The organism is Flavobacterium sp. KBS0721 (genome assembly GCF_002007065.3).
GTDB classification, from domain to species: Bacteria; Bacteroidota; Bacteroidia; order Flavobacteriales; family Flavobacteriaceae; genus Flavobacterium; species Flavobacterium piscis.
This window is the reverse complement of sequence record NZ_CP042170.1, coordinates 2,323,557-2,342,588: the sequence shown is the minus strand read 5'-3', so window position 1 is coordinate 2,342,588 and position 19,032 is coordinate 2,323,557. Positions and strand designations below refer to the sequence as shown.

Annotated in this window: 18 protein-coding genes and 2 tRNA genes; 8 read left to right on the top strand and 12 right to left on the bottom strand. The window is 33.2% G+C overall.

Features of this window, described 5'->3' with window-relative positions; genetic code table 11:
- Positions 1-55: 55 nt before the first annotated feature.
- The 4 genes from B0M43_RS10325 to B0M43_RS10310 all read right to left on the bottom strand — a co-directional run bounded on the left by B0M43_RS10325 (position 56) and on the right by B0M43_RS10310 (position 4,028).
- The gene (locus tag B0M43_RS10325; RefSeq protein WP_078008427.1) at positions 56-1,552 is read right to left on the bottom strand and encodes an SIR2 family protein; all 1,497 of its coding nucleotides are present in this window, start codon (positions 1,550-1,552) and stop codon (positions 56-58) included.
- Between the two features lie 28 nt (positions 1,553-1,580).
- Positions 1,581-2,264 (bottom strand): hypothetical protein, encoded by a 684-nt coding sequence (locus B0M43_RS10320; protein ID WP_078008428.1) that lies wholly within the window; start codon positions 2,262-2,264, stop codon positions 1,581-1,583.
- Positions 2,265-2,514: 250 nt separating this feature from the next.
- On the bottom strand, positions 2,515-3,471 hold the full coding sequence (locus B0M43_RS10315) for a DUF3137 domain-containing protein (protein ID WP_078008429.1): 957 nt from the start codon (positions 3,469-3,471) through the stop codon (positions 2,515-2,517).
- Positions 3,471-4,028, bottom strand: a complete 558-nt coding sequence (locus B0M43_RS10310; protein WP_078008430.1) for a LemA family protein — start codon at positions 4,026-4,028, stop codon at positions 3,471-3,473. The genes B0M43_RS10315 and B0M43_RS10310 overlap by 1 nt, the downstream gene beginning before the upstream one ends.
- A gap of 372 nt (positions 4,029-4,400) precedes the next feature.
- On the opposite strand from B0M43_RS10310, the gene B0M43_RS10305 reads away from it, so the two are divergent.
- The 8 genes from B0M43_RS10305 (at position 4,401) to B0M43_RS10270 (ending at position 11,526) form a co-directional block, all read left to right on the top strand.
- Entirely contained in the window at positions 4,401-5,972 is a 1,572-nt protein-coding gene (locus B0M43_RS10305) for a glycoside hydrolase family 10 protein (protein WP_078008431.1), read from the top strand.
- Positions 5,959-7,227 carry an MFS transporter gene (locus B0M43_RS10300; RefSeq protein ID WP_078008432.1) on the top strand — a complete coding sequence of 423 codons (1,269 nt, stop codon included), beginning with the start codon at positions 5,959-5,961 and terminating at the stop codon, positions 7,225-7,227. The genes B0M43_RS10305 and B0M43_RS10300 overlap by 14 nt, the downstream gene beginning before the upstream one ends.
- A 20-nt stretch (positions 7,228-7,247) precedes the next feature.
- The gene (locus tag B0M43_RS10295) at positions 7,248-7,589 is read left to right on the top strand and encodes a hypothetical protein (protein ID WP_078008433.1); all 342 of its coding nucleotides are present in this window, start codon (positions 7,248-7,250) and stop codon (positions 7,587-7,589) included.
- Positions 7,590-7,767: 178 nt separating this feature from the next.
- Complete coding sequence (locus B0M43_RS10290) at positions 7,768-8,217, top strand: GNAT family N-acetyltransferase (RefSeq protein WP_078008434.1); 450 nt, start codon at positions 7,768-7,770, stop codon at positions 8,215-8,217.
- Positions 8,218-8,225: 8 nt separating this feature from the next.
- A complete protein-coding gene (locus tag B0M43_RS10285) occupies positions 8,226-9,833 on the top strand; it encodes a glycoside hydrolase family 3 protein (protein WP_371295994.1) in 1,608 nt (535 codons plus the stop codon).
- A gap of 125 nt (positions 9,834-9,958) precedes the next feature.
- Positions 9,959-10,597, top strand: coding sequence for a peroxiredoxin (locus B0M43_RS10280; RefSeq protein ID WP_065450690.1), 639 nt, complete (start codon positions 9,959-9,961; stop codon positions 10,595-10,597).
- Between the two features lie 256 nt (positions 10,598-10,853).
- Positions 10,854-11,162: a co-chaperone YbbN gene (locus tag B0M43_RS10275; protein WP_041519142.1), complete on the top strand. Its 309-nt coding sequence runs from the start codon at positions 10,854-10,856 to the stop codon at positions 11,160-11,162.
- A gap of 106 nt (positions 11,163-11,268) precedes the next feature.
- A complete protein-coding gene (locus tag B0M43_RS10270; RefSeq protein WP_017495510.1) occupies positions 11,269-11,526 on the top strand; it encodes a hypothetical protein in 258 nt (85 codons plus the stop codon).
- Between the two features lie 502 nt (positions 11,527-12,028).
- On the opposite strand, the gene B0M43_RS10265 is transcribed toward B0M43_RS10270, so the two are convergent.
- The 8 genes from B0M43_RS10265 to B0M43_RS10230 form a co-directional block, all read right to left on the bottom strand.
- Positions 12,029-12,116 (bottom strand) — tRNA-Ser (locus B0M43_RS10265).
- Positions 12,117-12,259: 143 nt separating this feature from the next.
- Positions 12,260-12,344: transfer RNA gene (locus B0M43_RS10260), tRNA-Ser, on the bottom strand.
- Positions 12,345-12,484: 140 nt separating this feature from the next.
- A complete protein-coding gene (locus B0M43_RS10255; RefSeq protein WP_065450764.1) occupies positions 12,485-12,883 on the bottom strand; it encodes an acyl-CoA thioesterase in 399 nt (132 codons plus the stop codon).
- Between the two features lies 1 nt (position 12,884).
- Complete coding sequence (gene ribB / locus B0M43_RS10250) at positions 12,885-14,018, bottom strand: 3,4-dihydroxy-2-butanone-4-phosphate synthase (protein ID WP_065450765.1); 1,134 nt, start codon at positions 14,016-14,018, stop codon at positions 12,885-12,887.
- A gap of 2 nt (positions 14,019-14,020) precedes the next feature.
- Positions 14,021-15,478 (bottom strand): LptF/LptG family permease, encoded by a 1,458-nt coding sequence (locus B0M43_RS10245; protein ID WP_065450766.1) that lies wholly within the window; start codon positions 15,476-15,478, stop codon positions 14,021-14,023.
- Between the two features lie 8 nt (positions 15,479-15,486).
- The gene (locus B0M43_RS10240) at positions 15,487-16,179 is read right to left on the bottom strand and encodes an outer membrane lipoprotein carrier protein LolA (protein WP_078008465.1); all 693 of its coding nucleotides are present in this window, start codon (positions 16,177-16,179) and stop codon (positions 15,487-15,489) included.
- A gap of 7 nt (positions 16,180-16,186) precedes the next feature.
- Positions 16,187-18,634: a DNA translocase FtsK gene (locus B0M43_RS10235; RefSeq protein WP_078008436.1), complete on the bottom strand. Its 2,448-nt coding sequence runs from the start codon at positions 18,632-18,634 to the stop codon at positions 16,187-16,189.
- Positions 18,635-18,652: 18 nt separating this feature from the next.
- Positions 18,653-19,027: a diacylglycerol kinase gene (locus B0M43_RS10230; protein ID WP_065450768.1), complete on the bottom strand. Its 375-nt coding sequence runs from the start codon at positions 19,025-19,027 to the stop codon at positions 18,653-18,655.
- Positions 19,028-19,032 lie beyond the last annotated feature (5 nt).

Here is a 19,032-nt window from a genome sequence, read left to right as displayed (position 1 = left end):
GCGGCGAATACTTCAAATTTATTTTTATTTATTATTAACTTGATTAAATAAATTTTCAATTGTTATACTTTTTTAAATCATAGACACTTAATAGTTTTCTATAATCAGTTGATGTTGTTGACATTTTCTCCCTTAAAAATTGCTCTATTTCATCCAGATTAATATTATCTTGGAAAGTACTCCACATTAATGCATTCATTTTACTCGATGGAGGAATATGTTCATCTTCCATAATACCATCAATAGATCCATGCTTAACCTTACATGATACTGGCATATTTTTCATGCATAAATTTATATTATTTACCTGTTGTTTTTTTAATTTATCTGCAGTCTCAAATCCACTATTAATTTTGTGGAAACCAAAAACTGGAAAATATTGAGTTGCTTGAATTTTAAATTTGTCAATTAAATTTAAAATTTGAATATTAGACTCGTCAATAACATTAAAGTAATTTGATAAAAGTTCAGCTCCTGTTTCAAAATGATAACTTATTGTTTTTTGTGAGCCGATTGCTAGAATTTTTTCTCCATTTTTTAAGGTGTCTAAATCTTCCGTAATACTAACTTTTATATCTCCTCCTGCATACATTTCCTTGACTATGTTTTGAACTTTTCTAATATCTAGGGCACTTACTGGTAATTGAAGATCTGAAATTGAATTATATATTGAAGAGAAATCATCAGTTTTAATTTTATTAATACGAATTGTTAAATCTCCTTCTAAAACTATATCATGCTCACTTATAGTTAGATCATCAATATCTTTTCCATATTCAACAAGCAAAAAGTTATTTTTTATTTTTGTAGCTAATTCAGAATTTGGCTCTACATAAGAAAAAATTGTTTTTAAAATTTTCTTTATATTTTCATCTCCAACACTATAACCTAGAAAAACAATCGGATTATGAATAAATAATGATAGCAACTGCGCTCTTATCAATTCAAATTTATTATCAAAAGCCTCATAATCATTATTTGTTATAATAATTTTTTCAGGATTCTCAAAACATCCATGAATTTTATAAACTGAGCCATAAGGATTACTTAATAAAATATTATTACCAATCAATTTTGTAAACTCGAAAATATTTTCAATTAAGCCATCATAATTTGTAGTAATAACAGAACCTATATTTTTCCTAATCTTTTTAAGATCTTTTAATTCTTCAAGCATTTCATCTCTAAATTCTATTTTAGAAAATAGCTCTGCAATATAAATTTTAAACCTACTTATGCTTATTGAATTTTTCATCTTTTCATAAAAAACATCATTGATATGTTTAAATTTTCCATTTCTATCTTCTTGTAAAGTAGAATTAAATTTTTCTTCAATAATATTAGCAATTTTTAAATAATCAAAAGTAGAATTTGTATGACAGTGAGACTTTACATCTAAATAATATTCAGGATTTCCAGTTAGTTCTAAAGCGATTTTACTTAATAAACCATCCCATGTGTAAGAATTTTTTAAATATCTTAAACTTATACCTGTCCCTATAAAAAGAATTGGGTGATTTCTATACTGAGAAATAAATTCTTGAATTTCCATAATGTTTCAATTTCAAATGATGTTTTAACTAGTCTCTATCTACTTCTTTTAAATCTTCCAATGTTGAATCAATTAAAATCGGAACTTTACCATTTTGAATTTCCGAGTAACTCACTTCTTGTCCATTATAAAGGTCAACTGCAATACAATAGTCCGGATTTACATAAAAATCTTTTGAATGGTGTTTATCTAAATATCTATAAATCATATCTGCAAACATTCCTAGTTCACTTTTTTTGAAACCATTTATTTGAGCTACAAACCAAACTCCTGCTATTTCTTCACTTTTTTTATTTGAAAATGTAAAAATGTGACAAGGTTTGGCTTCAATTGGAAATCCTTTTATATTAAGTATAGCATGATCTTTTGGTTGCGTAAGAAAAATCAAATCAAAATCTGGTTTTAAATGTTTAAAATCATAATCCTTAAAATTATTTACAACGTCGAGATTTCTTTGAAATTGATCTTTTATTCTTCCATCTTCTTCAATATTAATTTTATCAACCAATAGATTAATCTTCTCATCTAACAAATCTGCATTGTCAAACTTAAAAGTATTTCTAATAGCACTCAAACAACTAATCCAGTAATCACCTCCAGAATCATCCGGCGACTTTATTTTCTCTTTATCAAGATTTTTAACAAAAGTGATCTTAGTTCTTTCACTTTTTCCTCTGAATTTAATTAATTGTTTTACTGTAATTTTTTCCATAGCTAGAAATCTTTTAATATTGATAGAATATTTTTTATACTAAAAACAAATATCAATACTCAAGTAATATCTTTTTTACGGAAAACCATATTGTATCAATAATTCACTGAAAACAAGATTAGTAATAAATAAAAGAAAACAAGCAAGTAGTAATACCTGTTTTGTATTGTAATAAAAAAAACCGCTTCATAAATCTCGAACAAATCAAAATCTATCAAACGGCTTAAAAAATATGATTTATCAAAAAAAATCACCCCTTCCCCCAAATCCTGGTATTCAAATCCAGTTCATGAACAATATCCTGCATAAACTGAACAATCGAAAGATCATCGGTAAGTAAATCAGGTACTAGAAGCGACGAATGTATAGGCGCTTCGAAGTAATTGTTGCTTAGCGGGAAAGCAATATACATTTTTGAACTTATGAACGAAAGCGAAATCGTTTCGTCGGATTTATTGTTTAAGTCCAAAATTCTTTCCATCATGGCGGGCGTTAAGATATATCTCGCCTCGATTTGATTTCTGGAATAGGTAACAAACTGATTGTCGAAATTGGTGTTTTCTAACTGAACAATTTCGGTATTTCCAAAACTGAAAATATTTTTAGAAAACCATGCGCCAACCGTATTTCCAAAGCTTTTTGGTCTGACAACTGTCGAAACCGTGAAGTTTTTATTAAAGTCGGCTACAAAAATAATTCCTTTAAAAATAGTATGCCATTCGGTACGCGTTCCGTTTTTGGTCTGCGTTTCGGTTTTATATTCGGCGTGAACTTCGGCAAACGAGAAAGAAGTTTTATCGACAGTTCCGGTTATTAAATCCTGCGTTTTATAGCGATCCGGTTCTGTTGTAAAAAGATCCGAATTTATAAATTCACCTTCGGTAAGTCCGCTTTGAGGAACAAAAGTGAGACTTTCGTTGATCTTTTTTAATGCCGTTGCTACAACATTCATTTTATAAGCTACTTTGTATTTTTGGGCATCACCATCGATCTGAAAAAGCATTACACCACCCACAATTATCGGAATCAAACTTAATATAACAGCCACCGTTGCAGCTCCTATAATCAAACCGCCCACGATAAGCAATGCCGCAATACCAAATACGGTATAGCAAACGGTATAAGTCGACGCAATTTTTTTACGGTCGACTTCTAATGTATTCAAAACCTCCTGCAAGGCGGGATTATTACTAATTTCTGAATCCATTAGCGATTAAAAAGCTCTTTTGCACTAATATTTTTACGCTCTTCTTCGGCTGTTGCCAAAACTTCAATTGGGGTATAACTCAACATTCCGGCAAATAAATTACCCGGAAACATCATGATCGCGTTATTAAAATCTGTTACTACAGCATTATAAGTTCTTCTGGCAGCGGCAATTTGCTCTTCGCTTTCTGTCCAGGTGGTTTGCAAATTAGTAAAACTTGCGTTTGCTTTTAAGTCAGGATAATTTTCTACATTTACCATTAAACCTCTTACGGTAGTGCTCAATTCAGCATCAAGACTCGCTTTTTCGGTATCAGTAACCGAACCAGAAGTCGCTTTGGCACGAAGCTCTACTATTTTTGTTAAAGTACTTTGTTCGTAATCTGTATATTGTTTTACAATTTCAACCAGATTCGGAATCAAATCAAAACGTTTTTTGAGCATCACATCAATAGCCGAAAAAGCATTCGTTACCTGATTTCTTTTTCCGATAAGGGAATTATAATAGAATATCCATAAAAATATGAAGATGATAATGATGGGTAAAATAACAAACATGAATTTAGTTTTAATTGGTTGGGTTCAAATATAAATAAAAAACAAAATGATTCTTTGTTATTTTTTATGCGTCGCGATCAAATTTAGTAAAGCAAGAAAAATCACTTCTCCAAAATTTAAAAAACTTTTCGGCATCAGATTTGCTTGCTGTTTATTCCGTTTATCGCATAAAATACTGAAATCCAAATAGTGAAATCCATGGTACAATTTTCGTTTGTAAACCCAATCACTATTTTTCAGTACAGCCTAAATCATAAAAAACACAAGCTATTATATGAAAACCCAATAAATACCGTTGAAATTATAATTTATTAATTATTTATTATAGTCCGCTAAAAAAACTATTTTTGGTTTCTGTTAAAAAAGATTGAAATGCATAAAAATCAGCAAGTACTTTTCTCTATTATATTTTTATTTTTCGTTGGATTAATTTCTAATGCACAGGAAAAAATAATTTACCCTAAAAACGAATTTAGAGGTGTCTGGATTGCAACCGTTGTCAATATCGACTGGCCCAAAACAGCTATTGACGGTGTCGAAAAAGAAAAAGCTGATTATCTTGAGATTTTAGAAGCTTACAAAAAGATCAATTATAATGCGGTAATCGTTCAGATTAGAAGTGTTGGTGACTCTTTCTATCCATCAGAATTTGCGCCGTGGTCGCGTTTTTTAACCGGTAAAGAAGGTGTGGCTCCCAATCCTTATTACGATACATTGGCGTGGATGATTGAGGAAGCGCATAAAAGAGGCTTCGAATTTCACGCCTGGCTGAATCCATACCGTGCAACTTTCGATTTAAACAAAAATCTTTTAAGCCCAAATCACGACATTTTTAAACATCCTGAATGGATGATAGAATATGCCGGAAAATACTATTACGACCCTGCATTGCCTGAAGTTCAGCAACATTTGACCAAAGTCGTAAAAGAAGTGGTTGATAAATACGATATCGACGCGATTCATTTTGATGATTATTTTTATCCTTATACCGTTCCGGGAAAGACGTTTAACGACACGGCATCTTATAGAAAATATGGTGCGGGTTTAAGTCTTTCAGACTGGCGTCGTGCGAATGTGAGCAGCTTTGTACACACGATTTCGACTACGATAAAAGCCAGTAAACCATGGGTACAATTCGGAATCAGTCCGTTTGGGGTTTGGCGCAATAAATCGATGGATCCAAAAGGTTCTGAGACACAATCGACCTCCAATTACGATGATTTATATGCAGATCCTGTTTTATGGATGGACCAAAAATGGATCGATTATATCCTGCCTCAATTGTATTGGAGTATGAACAACCCAAGGGCTTCTTACTCGAAATTGGTAAAATGGTGGTCTGAAAACTCTAATAATACTGCTTTGTATATTGGCCACGCTTCGTATAAAATTAGAGGTGACAGTGACAAAAGCTGGAACTTTGTAAATGAAATTCCAACTCAGATTGATTTTGCAAGAAGTTTCAAAAAAGTAAGCGGAAGTGCGTATTTTAGTTCGAAATGGTTCATGAACAAAAACTTTGATGTGGTAAGGGTTTTAGAAGAAAATCAATATAAATATCCTGCGCTTCCTGCTGCGGTTCCTAATTTAAAACATATTGTAATTGATATTCCGGTAGTAAATGAATATCAAAAAGACAGTGTTCATTTTGCTTTCAACATCAAATCTCCTTTGAATACAAAGGTTCGTTATATGGTGGTTTACGGAGGAGAAAGTACATCGAAAATAGACATTAATGATCCTTCAAAAATAATTGAGAAGATTACCGTTTACGAAAACAACGGGACTATTCAGTTTTCGATCCCGGCTGAAAAAATGAATCAGTATAAAGCTTGCGCTGTGACATTTATTGATTATTTTGCAAACGAAAGTACCCCAACTACGATCGACTTAAAAAAGACATTTAAACTTTATTCACCTGCTCAGCCTAATGAAAATAGATAATAAACCCTGGTTTTGGATTCCGCTTCTTAATTTTGCATCTGGTTTACCTTATGCCGTAATCATCTCAGTTTCTGTCATTATGTACAAAAATTTGGGAATTTCAAATGAAGATATTGGCGTCTACACCAGTTTATTATACCTGCCATGGGTTATAAAACCACTTTGGAGTCCGTTTATAGAATTACACGGAACCAAAAGAAAATGGTTTTTATCGATGCAATTGCTTATTTCGATTGCTTTTTTATTGGTCGGATTTACGATTCCGGCGAGTGGCTTTTTTATCATGACTCTGGCCATTTTTTGGGTTGCTGCTTTTGCTTCGGCTTCTAATGATATTGCGAGTGACGGTTTTTATTTGTTGGTTTTACCCGAAGACAAACAATCTTTTTTCCTGGGTATCAGAAGTACTTTTTACAGACTTTCATTACTTGCAGGAAACGGACTAATTGTACTTTTTGCCGGTTATCTGGAACACAAATACGGAGATAATACCAAAGCCTGGTCGTACACGATGATTGCTGTTGGTTTATTAATGACTTTTATAACAGTTTATAATTTTATTTTTACACCAAAAAATGAAATCAATGCCTTAGCGAATAATAAAGAAGCACATCAAAATCAAAACTTCGCTACTGTATTTATCAGTTTCTTCAAGAAAAAACGAATCGGATTAATTTTAGCTTTTATTCTGGTTTTCAGATTAGGAGAATCTCAGTTGCTTAAAATGCTGAGTCCGTTTTTATTAGATGGAAAAGAAATAGGCGGTATGGGATTAGACACCGAAGCTGTTGGAATAATCTACGGAACTTTTGGCGTTGGAGCTCTGACTCTGGGCGGAATTTTAGGCGGAATCGCGATATCGAAACAAGGTCTTACGAAATGGATGCTTCCGATGTTCCTGACGATGCATTTACCTATTGTTGGTTTTATTTTACTGGCTTTTTTCCATCCCACATCCATTTATTATATTTATGCCGTAGTGATTTTAGAACAATTTGGTTACGGTTTTGGCTTTACAGCTTTTATGATGTATTTAATTCATGTGGCCGAAGGCGAATCAAAAACATCGCATTATGCAATTGCAACTGGTTTTATGGCATTAGGAATGATGCTTCCGGGAATGTTAAGTGGTTATATTCAGAAATATTTAGGCTATGATAACTTCTTTATTTGGGTTCTTCTGGCTACAATTCCGGGTTTAATTCTATCCCGTTTTTTAGAATTCCCAAAAGATTTCGGTAAAAAAACAGCATAACAGCTATACATATAACGCCCATGGAAATCAATGAAAACATCCAGGTTGAACGAAACCTGAAAGCAATTGAATTGGAGAAAGCAGGAGAAATTGAGAAAGCAATTGCGTTATACGAAGAAAATATTAGCGAAGGTTTTAAAGGAAATCATCCTTATGACCGATTGGCAACTCTCTACAAAAACCAAATCGATCTCGACAATGAGATTAGGGTTTTAGAAAAAGCCATTATTGTTTATGAGGAAATCACTCTCGAAGACCGTTTAGAAGGTTTACCGAAACTTTTCCGTTTTAAAAACCGGTTAGAAAAAGCAATTGAAACTAAAAAACAATTAGCCAAACAAAAGAAAGCAAAACTGAAATAAGTAAATGCCTTAAAATAATATTTCTAAATATTTAAAGAGAGCGTAACTGATTTTTTAAAAAAAATTAAACTTAATTTTCTTTTACCATTAAGATATTAAGTAATTTAAGCCAAGCTTTATGACCTAATATCTTAATGGTAAAAAAATAAGACTTCTATTAAAATATTTTTATTGAATCATGATTACCTTAAAAAGAACCAACTCTGACGATATCGATTTTAAAAATCTGGTAGTTTTATTAGACCAGGATTTAAAAATCAGAGACGGAGAAGATCACGCCTTTTACAATCAATTTAATAAAACCGATGCAATAAAACATGTTATCGTTTTTTATGAAAATGATATTGCTGTGGGTTGCGGCGCTTTTCGCGAAAAAAAAGAAGATACCGTCGAAATCAAACGCATGTTTGTACATCCTGATTATCGCAAAAAAGGAATCGCATCTTCTGTTTTAGCCGCATTAGAAATCTGGGCAAAAGAAGTTGGCTACAAAAACACAATTCTGGAAACAGGAAAAAATCAACCCGAAGCAATTCATCTCTACCAAAAACAACACTATCATATTACGCCCAATTATCCGCCGTACGAAACAATGGATAATAGCGTTTGCATGAAAAACACTTTATAATAATGAAAATGACAGCTCAAGCATTAAGACAAAAAGTGGGACAATTCTTTTTTCCCGCAGTTTTTATAAACGATACCGAAGAAAACATTCAGGAAACTGAACGTTTAATAAAAGAACATAACATTGGCGGACTGACGTTTTTTCACAGCCGTGCGAGTGCTGCAACAAATTACGAAAGCAAGAAAAAAATCGTTTTTAATGATGATAGCTATCAAAAAATAAAAGATCTGATTGTTCGTTACCAAAAAGCCGCTTCTACTCCACTTTTAATTAGTATTGATGCCGAATGGGGTTTGGCGATGCGTATCGAAAAAACACCGCAATATCCGTATGCCATTACACTTGGTGCATTGCCAGAAAGTAAATCGAGTTTGGTTTACGAAGTGGGCAAACAAATTGGTTTAGACTTAAAAGCTGCCGGGATTCATTATAATTTATCGCCTTTGGCAGACATTAATAATAACCCGAACAATCCTGTTATTGGGTATCGTTCTTTTGGTGAAAACAAAGAAAAAGTAGCTAATTTTTCGATTGAATATCTTAATGGAATGTCGGAAGTTGGTGTTTTGGGCTGCCTGAAGCACTTTCCCGGACACGGAAACACCAATGTCGATTCGCATTTGGGATTACCGGTTTTAAATGAAACGCTTGAAGAATTATTAGAAAACGAATTATATCCTTTCATTAAAGGAATCGAAAATAATGTAGACTCGATTATGATTGGTCATTTGGCCGTTCCGAGTTTGAATGACGGAAAAAATACATCGGCAACTTTATCAAAACCTATTATCAAAACGCTTTTACGCAAGCAATTGGGTTATGACGGTTTGGTAATTTCTGATGCACTAAACATGCACAGTGTTTCTAAACTCTACGAAACCAAAGGAGAACTGGAATGGGAAGCCTTCAACGCGGGAAACGACGTTTTATGCTTCGCCGAAAATGTTCCTGAGGGAATTGAAGCCATCCTTAAAAATGCATCACCGGAACGTATCGAAGAAAGTTTCAACAGAATCATGAAAGCCAAAGAAAAAGTGGGAATCCTGTCTGATAATACTTTTACTTCAGGAGAACTCGACTTCGAAAAAGCTTCGGTATTAAATTTTGAAGTTGCGCAACATTCGATTACAAAAATTATCGACAACTCAAATACTGAATTAGCTTTTGAAGCACAAAAAAACAATCAATTAGCAAAATTGAGTTTATATAAAGGTGTAGAGAATACTTTCTTTCAAACCTTAAATTCAAAATTACAATCTCCCGAATTTGCTTTCGAAAACTTAGAAGTTTCAGATATTAAATCAATTGCATCGAGTTTAGAGAATTTCGAAACTATTATTATTTCATTATTTGTTCCAAAAGCAAAACCAATGAACAATTTCGAAATCGACGACGAAGTTTTAGAATTGCTTTCGAACTTACTGCAAACCAAAAAAAGTATTGTTTACGTTTTCGGAAATCCTTACGTATTACCTATTATTCCTTATTTAACAAAGGCTTCAGGATTAATTCAGGTCTATCAGGATTTTAATGAATTCCAAAAAAATGCAGGAATTCAATTTTTAGAAAATATTCCTTGCAACGGAATTCTTCCCGTAAATATTGACATCCAATAACTTACAATTATACATAGCCAAAAACTATCAACTTATAAATATTTATAATCACTTCTTATTGTAAGAAGGTATAGTTATACCCTATTTTTGCATCAGAAATAAATTTTTAACGTAAAACGAAAAATATGTCTTTAGTAGGAAAAAAATTCCCAAGTATTGCAGTAGATGCTATCTCAGAAATGGGTGATAATTTAAAAATCAACATTTTTGAAGAAGCAGTAAACAACAACAAAAAAGTATTATTGTTTTGGTACCCAAAAGATTTCACTTTTGTATGTCCAACTGAATTACACGCCTTTCAAGCTGCATTACCAGAATTTGAGAAAAGAAATACTATCGTAATCGGAGCTTCATGCGACACAAACGAAGTACACTTTGCTTGGTTAAACACTCCAAAAAACAATGGTGGAATCGAAGGTGTAACTTACCCAATTTTGGCAGATACAAACCGTAACTTATCTAACATTTTAGGAATTTTAGATATCGATTCTACAGAATACAGCGAAGAAACTGATTCGGTAATCATCGAAGGTTCAAACGTAACTTACAGAGCTACTTACCTTATCGACGAAACTGGAAAAATCTTCCACGAAAGTGTAAACGATATGCCATTAGGCCGTAACGTAAACGAATACTTACGTATGGTTGATGCTTATACTCATATCCAGGAAAAAGGAGAAGTTTGTCCTGCAAACTGGGAAGCTGGAAAAGAAGCAATGAGCGCAGACAGAATCAGTACAGCTGAATACTTAAGCGCAAACTAAGAAATAGAATACCACATTTTTTAAAATTCCAAATCCCAAATCCCAATTTGAGGATTTGGAGTTTTTCTCTCAAAAAATCAATAACAATAATTTCAATTGCAATGTCAAAAATCAATTGCAATTTCAATGTCAGGGAAATTTTAGGATAGTTTTTTAACTACGTTCTAATATTTTTCAAATCTACTATGGGCATTTAAATTGACTTCAACTAAAATTGATTTTTGTTATTGAAATTGACATTGAAAATTTAAAAATTATGTTAATCGACTTAAACGAAGATACATTAGCAGATTTAGTTGCTAAAAATGAAAAAGTAGTAGTACAATATTCAGCTTCATGGTGTGGAAATTGCCGTATTATGAAACCAAAATTCAAAAAATTAGCGACAGAAAATGAAGCTATCACTTTTGTTTTGGTTGATGCAGAAAATTCTCCTGAATCACGAAAATTAGCTAATGTAAGCAACCTGCCAACATTCGCCACTTTTGTAAATGGAAAATTAGTTGGAGAAACTCAAACCAACAAACAAGAAGTTTTAATCGACTTGGTAAACGCAATTGCTTAAATTTAGATTAGTTAGACTGGCTTAGATTTTTAGACTTCTTAGATGTTGTCTTAATTTTTAAAAAAGTCTAAGAGTCTAAGAATGTCTAAAAATCTAAAGTATAAATATGAAATTACCTGTAATAAAGCAGTTGACCCAATTTATCGAAGAAAACGATCAGGATTATATTATTGAAACAATCGAAGTTCTGGAAGCAATGACCGAAATTCCGTCCCTAAAAGATGAAGAATTAGATGTAATTGGTGAATTAATTTCTAATATGTATGGCGCGCTTGAAGTACACAAAATGGTTGTTCAGGGCACCGATAAGAAAGAAGCTCTTAATGCGTTTATGAAACGTGTTTTAGGTTCTATCGATAAATAAATCGACCTCTTTTTCAAAGAAAAAACAAAAAAACATGACGTAAGAAACGCTTTCCTTCCAAGAAAGCGTTTTTTTTATTTTATTATTTCAGTGGCAGTTTTTACATGCTTTTGATTGCGACGAAATGAAGTTACACTTAACCAATATTTTTATCTAAAAACGCCTTAAAAAGCATAGAATTAGCAAAGCTGCATTCACATAAAGATTGCGAACTTTAGCTTAAATATAAAAGCATAATCCCTAATTATGTTTTACCGCAGAAAACAGGAAGATTTTATCCAATAACGCTTTAGAAAACAAAGAAAACGCAAAGTTAAATTAATACAAAACTTTGTGCTGTCTGCGATATTTTTTTTCTCCCACATAGCTTTTTGTATCGATCTGTTTCTCTATTGATCGGTTAAAATAATATGTGTTTTTGAAATCGCCAGAAAACAGAATAGCCTTCAAACTATAATGTTTGAAGGCTATTGATTTTTAAAGTTTCTTTTGAAACTTCTACTGGCGGAGAAAGAGGGATTCGAACCCCCGGACCTGTTACAGTCAACAGTTTTCAAGACTGCCGCATTCGACCGCTCTGCCATTTCTCCAGTATGTTGCAATCATTTACTGATTGCGAGTGCAAATATAAGACGCTTTTTCGGTTCTCAAAACTTTTTTGGAACTATTTACAAAGAAAATAATATAATAAAAAAAGAAAACCCTTAACAAACGTTAAGGGTTTCAAGTTCAGCGGAGAAAGAGGGATTCGAACCCCCGGACCTGTTACAGTCAACAGTTTTCAAGACTGCCGCATTCGACCGCTCTGCCATTTCTCCATTATGTCGCGATCATTTTGTGATTGCGAGTGCAAATATAGTGCGCTTTTCCGATTATAAAAACTTTTTCAGCTATTTTTTTAAGTTAATTTTTAAGTACTTAATTATCAGTATTCCTAAAAATAATTTTTCTTAATAAATTAATCCAAATCGTCTAAAATTGGCGTTGGTTTTTTGTTTTCATCTACAGCAACAAATGAAAAAGTTCCTGAAACTACCGTTTCGCGAAGTTCAGAATACATTTGTTCCATAAAAATATCAACATGAATTTTACAACTGGTTCTTCCAACGCTATCTACTTTTGCTACTAATTCAATTAAAGTTCCTGCCGGAATCGCCTTTTTAAAGTCAATTTGTCCAGTGGATATCGTCACTACTTTTTTACGGCTAAAACGAGTAGCACAAATAAAAGCAACTTCATCCATAAGATGTAAAGCAGTTCCACCAAATAAGGTATCATAATGGTTGGTAGTACTTGGAAAAACGGCTTTAAATATACGCGTCTCAGATTTTTTAATTCTTTCTTCTAATGTCCCCATATTAGTAACTTACGTATTCTGTGATTTCAAGACCATATCCAATCATTCCTACACGTTTTGTTTGCTCTGTGTTTGATACCAATCTAATTTTAGAAATATCAATATCATGCAGAATTTGAGCTCCAATTCCGTAGTCTTTGCTATCAATGACTACTTTTGGTGCTTTCATTGTTCCTTCTGCCTGTAAAGCTTTAAGTTCAGAGATTCTACTTAATAAATTTACTGCCTGCATATCCTGATTAATAAAGATTACAGCCCCTTTCCCGTTTTCATTAATAACTTTAAACATACCGTCTAATTGTTGTTCAGCATTGTTTGTTAAAGTTCCTAATAAATCATTATTTACTTGCGAAGAGTGAATTCTGGTTAAGATAGGTTCTCCAAGATTCCAGGTTCCTTTTGTTAGGGCAATATGAATTTGTTTGTTGGTTGTTTGCTCGTAAGCTCTTAATCTAAAAGTTCCAAAACGGGTTTCGATATCAAAATCTTCTTTTTTAACAATAAGACTATCGTGTTGCATTCTGTACGCCACTAAATCTTCAATCGAAACTAATTTTAAATCAAATTTCTTAGCTACTTTCACCAATTCAGGTAAACGCGACATCGTTCCGTCTTCATTTAGAATTTCGCAAATCACACCAGCCGATTTAAATCCGGCCAATCTTGCAAAATCAATAGCCGCTTCTGTGTGGCCAGTTCTTCTTAATACACCACCTTGTTTTGCCACCAAAGGAAAAATATGTCCCGGTCTCGCTAGTTCGTGTGGTTTTACATTTGAATCTGTTAGTGCCAATACTGTTTTAGACCTGTCAGCAGCAGAAATTCCGGTCGTTACTCCATGTCCTTTTAAATCTACCGAAACCGTAAAAGCAGTTTCCATATGATCTGTATTATTGGTAACCATTGGTCTTAAATCCAATTCTTTACAACGGCTTTCAGTTAATGGAGCACAAATTAATCCACGTCCGTGAGTAGCCATAAAATTGATCATTTCCGGGGTTACTTTTTCGGCTGCAGCCAAAAAATCACCTTCGTTTTCACGATCTTCATCATCGACCACAATGATTACTTTACCTTGACGAATATCTTCTATAGCTTCTTCAATGGTATTCAGTTGTATTTTTGTTGTTGACATAATTATTTTTGATTTTGAGCAGGAAAAAACCGCTCGGAAATTTTTTGAAATAGTTGTGAAATTGGAGTGGTAATCGCATCAAAGTTGATTAATCCGTTGTCGTTTGTTGCACGATAGGTTAACAACACAGCCAATGGTGATAGCACAAATGAAGACATCCATGATCCCATAAAAGGAGACATTCCGCCTTCTTGCGAGAGTCTTTTTCCAAAAGTATTGATAAAGTGGAAAGTAATAAAAATTAAAACTGCAAATACAATTGGCAAACCAAGTCCCCCTTTTCGGATAATAGCGCCTAATGGAGCCCCAATAAAAAACATTAAAAAACATGCAAAAGCAATTACAAACTTTTCATATAAAGCTGTTAAGTGTTTATTGATGTCGCGCTGTTTATCTTTTAGGTCTTTTTGCGTAGTTTCAATAGAGTAAATGTTACTGACAACATTACTTCCCGCCATTTTAAGGATATCTGATTTTTGTTTTGTCGTATATAAAGACAAAAGATTATCAGGCAATGGCTTTTTCTTTTTATTTACATTAATTGCTGCTACCGGAGCTTTTCTAATACCAACGCGCTGATTGATATTCTCTGAAAAAGAAAGAATTTCGTTATCCAGATTTTTATTTAATGAATCTAAAGTGTACCGCAATTCATTTACATTTAACATTGCGTTTGTACTACCAACACTTTCCTTGTCTTCATCAACTTTATTTAATTCCGATAAATCAATATTGATTACCTGTTTTTTAAAAGCTGCTTTTACAAAAGGCAATTTAGCCCGATCTTCATATTTTGTAGGAGTAACATCCTGATAGTAATATCCATCATTTAAAACCAGTTTTAAGATACTGGACTTTTCGTTACTTATTAATTTACCGTCTTTTGCTTTAATAACAGTTTTGTTTTCTCCAACGTTATTTGGCTTTTCATGAATAGTAACACCAGTTAGGATATTTCCGTTTTCACCTGATTTTTTATTGACTTTTATATTATAAAAGCCTACATCACTAAACTGGCCTTCTGCAATGGCCATTGCGGGCTTGGCCTGAGCGATGTTTTTCCGGAAATTCATAAATTTATATTCAGCGTATGGAATCACATTGTTGGCAAACCAAAATGCGACAATACTTAAAACAAAAATAAAGACAATCAAGCCTCTCATTGCTCTCTGAAGTGATATCCCGGAAGATTTCATCGCAGCAAACTCATAGTTTTCGGCTAAATTTCCAAAAGTCATAATCGAAGCCAGTAAAACCGATAATGGTAAAACCAGCGGAATGATTCGCGGCATCGAGAACAACAGGAATTTTACAACCAAAATCAAATCCAGATCTTTACCTGCAAGTTCAGATATAAAAAGCCAGACGGTTTGAAGTATGAATATAAAAAAAAGGATTACGAATACCGTAGTAAACGTAATCAGAAATGTTTTTAGTAAGTATTTGTCTAAAATTTTCAACCTTGTAATTAATCTAATTTGTTGATGTAGTATTTTGGATATTTGCTCGCTACAAATGTAAATTGATTTTTTGATAAAGGCTGATTGGTTTTAAAAGAATTAACGGTTAAAGTGGTTTTTGTTCCATTTTTACCCGTTTCGATTAAATTGTAGATGTGTTTTGTCTGAACATCAATACCTAAAAGAATTTCTTTTCTTTGATCTTTTGCACTTGTAGGCGCTAATTTAATGTATTGAATTTTTCTTCCTTTTACATTTTGCACAATATCCATGTTATATTTGTATCCGGAATTAAAAAACGTAAGCATTTTTGAAGGTGTAATAGCTGCATCGTCTTTTTCGTTTACTTTAGAAACAGTAACCTCTTCATCTTCAGGAACAATTGTATATGTTTTTTGACCATCAAATATTTTAGTCACGCCCATAAAATTCAATACATATTGATTGCCTTTCATGGTTACATTTCCTTTGCTGTCCTGGTTGATGTTTTCTTTAGCGTTATTCAAAGAATATTTAAAATCAATAACAATATTGTCGTAACTCTTTATTTTGGCAGTTACTTCGTTCAATAAATCTTTGGCTTTTTTATCCTGAGCCTGAATAGAAGTGAAACTCAAAAGCAATATAACTGCCATTTGAAAGCACTTTTTAGTCATCTTAGTAATAGAATTGTTTTGGATTTCCTGAATTTTTGTTTTCATGATTGGATTAATTTTGTTCATTATTAAAAAATTGATCAAGAGCACTTAAGTCAGATATGTTCACACTTCTTGCTTTACTGCCTTCAAACGGTCCAACAATTCCTGCTGCTTCCAGCTGATCGATCAAACGACCGGCTCTGTTGTAACCTAATTTTAATTTTCTTTGCAATAATGAAGCTGAACCTTGTTGCGCATTGACAATAATCTCAGCAGCTTCTCTAAATAAAGTATCTCTTTCGGAAATATCCATATCAAGATTAATGCCAGTTTCTTCTCCAACAAACTCAGGAAGCAAATAAGCTGTGGCATAAGCTTTTTGCGAACCAATAAAATCCGTAATTTTTTCTACCTCAGGAGTATCGATAAATGCACATTGCACACGAACCACATCATTCCCGTTGGTATATAATAAATCTCCACGACCAATTAACTGATCGGCTCCTTGTGTATCAAGAATCGTTCTTGAGTCAATTTTTGATGTTACCCTAAAAGCTATCCTCGCAGGGAAATTCGCTTTAATTAGACCTGTAATAACGTTTACAGAAGGTCTTTGTGTGGCAATAATCAAGTGAATACCAATAGCACGCGCTAACTGAGCCAAACGCGCAATCGGAATTTCGACTTCTTTACCAGCAGTCATAATCAAATCGGCGAACTCATCGACAACTAATATAATATAAGGTAAGAATCTATGTCCGGCTTCTGGATTTAATTTTCTGGCTCGAAATTTTTCGTTGTATTCTTTAATATTACGAACCATTGCATCTTTCAGTAATGAATAACGATTATCCATTTCAACACAAAGCGAATTTAAAGTATTCACCACTTTTGCATTGTCGGTAATAATAGCATCTTCAGTATCCGGAAGTTTGGCTAAATAATGTCTTTCAATTTTATTGAATAAGGTAAGCTCTACTTTTTTAGGATCGACCAAAACGAATTTTACTTCCGCAGGATGCTTTTTGTATAAAAGCGACGTTAAAACAGCATTCAATCCAACAGATTTTCCTTGTCCTGTAGCACCCGCCATCAATAAGTGAGGCATTTTGGCTAAATCAACAACAAAAGTTTCGTTCGAAATTGTTTTTCCTAAAGCAATTGGTAATTCCATTTCAGCTTCCTGGAACTTCGCAGATCCAATAACACTTTTCATCGAAACCATTGTTGGGTTCTTATTAGGCACCTCAATACCAATTGTTCCTTTACCCGGAATTGGTGCAATGATACGAATTCCTAATGCCGAAAGTGACAAAGCAATATCATCCTCTAAACTCTTAATTTTAGAAATTCTGATTCCGGCTTCAGGTACAATTTCGTATAAAGTTACCGATGGACCAACTGTTGCTTTAATCTGGGCAATTTCTATTTTGTAGTTACGAAGTGTGTCTACAATTTTGTTTTTATTTTCTTCTAATTCTTCCTGATTGATCGTAATTCCCCCGGTCGAATATTCTTTCAATAAATCAATTGTTGGGAATTTATAATTCGATAGATCTAAAGTTGGATCGAATAATCCAAAATCAGCCACAAGGCGCGAAGCCAGGTTTTCTTCGATAATATCTTCTTCTTCCGGTTTTTCAACAACAAATTCTTCTGTGTGAACCACAGGAGCAACTGTTGCTGGTTTTATATCCATTTGAAGAGGTTTTACAACCGGATTCAAATCAATTTCTGATGAATGGTTTATGGTAGGTTTTAAAGCTTCTTTGTTGATTTCAAATTGCGTATCTTCTGTTTTAAGATGAATATTATCTAATTCAGGATCTTCCTCGATTGCAAATTCTTCAAGATTATAAGCGCTTTCTGCCTGTTGCGGTTTCAGTGAACCCAGTTCTGATTTGAATTCTTTTTTAGTAGAATCAAAATAAGACTGTATTTTCTCAGGAGATAATTTAATTTTAAAAATCAAATAGATGATCAATCCAAAAAGCAAGGTCAGTAAAGTACCTGTTTTTCCAATGTAATCCTGAAGGAATAAATTTAGCTCATACCCAATTGTTCCGCCTAATTCAGGTGCCGATGTGGCGAAAAATCCAAATAAAACAGAAACAACAATTATGGCAAATAAATCCCAGAACCAAATACTTTTGAGTCTTTTGGTAGACATTTCTAATGCCAGAAATAATCCGGTTAAGAAAAATAAGCGAACCAATACAAAAGAAGCAAGTCCAAAACCTCTGTAAACAATCAAATCGGCCATGTAAGCACCAAATTTTCCGAGCCAGTTTTGTACCACCTCAGAGCGATCGCCAAGCTCACTTACGGCGCTTTGATCTGTTTGCCATTGTCCGTTGACGTAAAAAGAGATAAATGCAACTAATAGTGCAATAGAAAATAGTACCAAAAGGCAACCCAAAACAAAACGTTGCTGTTTGTTCGGTCTCCAAGATTTTAAGTTCTCAGTTTTTGGTGCGTTTTTTTTGTCTACTGTTTCTTTTTTTGTTGTTTTTGCCATTCTTGCGTTTCCTGTTGCCTAGATAAATTTTGGGATATAAATGATCAAGCCGATTGCAATTGCTGTCATTGCGGCAAAAAATACCGCTCCTGCAGCAATATCTTTAATAAACCCGATTCGTTTACTGTAATCAGGATGAATAAAATCAGCAATTTTTTCTACTGCTGTATTCAATCCTTCAACACTTAAGACTAAACCTATGGCTAAGGTTTGACAAAGCCATTCGGTTTGTGAAATGTGAAAATAAAACCCGGCAATGGTCATAACAATTCCCAATGAGAATTGAACCATAATGCTATGTTCTGTTTTTATAAGTTTTACAGCTCCGTTAAAAGCATATGTCATGCTTTTTAAACGACCAGTAACAAAAGTATTATCTTTTTGAAATTCCATTTATA

Coding starts and splice junctions, on each gene's coding strand:
- B0M43_RS10325 (WP_078008427.1), bottom strand. CDS start 1,552: ATGGAAATTCAAGAATTTATTTCTCAGTATAGAAATCACCCAATTCTT.
- B0M43_RS10320 (WP_078008428.1), bottom strand. CDS start 2,264: ATGGAAAAAATTACAGTAAAACAATTAATTAAATTCAGAGGAAAAAGT.
- B0M43_RS10315 (WP_078008429.1), bottom strand. CDS start 3,471: ATGGATTCAGAAATTAGTAATAATCCCGCCTTGCAGGAGGTTTTGAAT.
- B0M43_RS10310 (WP_078008430.1), bottom strand. CDS start 4,028: ATGTTTGTTATTTTACCCATCATTATCATCTTCATATTTTTATGGATA.
- B0M43_RS10305 (WP_078008431.1), top strand. CDS start 4,401: ATGCATAAAAATCAGCAAGTACTTTTCTCTATTATATTTTTATTTTTC.
- B0M43_RS10300 (WP_078008432.1), top strand. CDS start 5,959: ATGAAAATAGATAATAAACCCTGGTTTTGGATTCCGCTTCTTAATTTT.
- B0M43_RS10295 (WP_078008433.1), top strand. CDS start 7,248: ATGGAAATCAATGAAAACATCCAGGTTGAACGAAACCTGAAAGCAATT.
- B0M43_RS10290 (WP_078008434.1), top strand. CDS start 7,768: ATGATTACCTTAAAAAGAACCAACTCTGACGATATCGATTTTAAAAAT.
- B0M43_RS10285 (WP_371295994.1), top strand. CDS start 8,226: ATGACAGCTCAAGCATTAAGACAAAAAGTGGGACAATTCTTTTTTCCC.
- B0M43_RS10280 (WP_065450690.1), top strand. CDS start 9,959: ATGTCTTTAGTAGGAAAAAAATTCCCAAGTATTGCAGTAGATGCTATC.
- B0M43_RS10275 (WP_041519142.1), top strand. CDS start 10,854: ATGTTAATCGACTTAAACGAAGATACATTAGCAGATTTAGTTGCTAAA.
- B0M43_RS10270 (WP_017495510.1), top strand. CDS start 11,269: ATGAAATTACCTGTAATAAAGCAGTTGACCCAATTTATCGAAGAAAAC.
- B0M43_RS10255 (WP_065450764.1), bottom strand. CDS start 12,883: ATGGGGACATTAGAAGAAAGAATTAAAAAATCTGAGACGCGTATATTT.
- ribB (WP_065450765.1), bottom strand. CDS start 14,018: ATGTCAACAACAAAAATACAACTGAATACCATTGAAGAAGCTATAGAA.
- B0M43_RS10240 (WP_078008465.1), bottom strand. CDS start 16,179: ATGAAAACAAAAATTCAGGAAATCCAAAACAATTCTATTACTAAGATG.
- B0M43_RS10235 (WP_078008436.1), bottom strand. CDS start 18,634: ATGGCAAAAACAACAAAAAAAGAAACAGTAGACAAAAAAAACGCACCA.
- B0M43_RS10230 (WP_065450768.1), bottom strand. CDS start 19,027: ATGGAATTTCAAAAAGATAATACTTTTGTTACTGGTCGTTTAAAAAGC.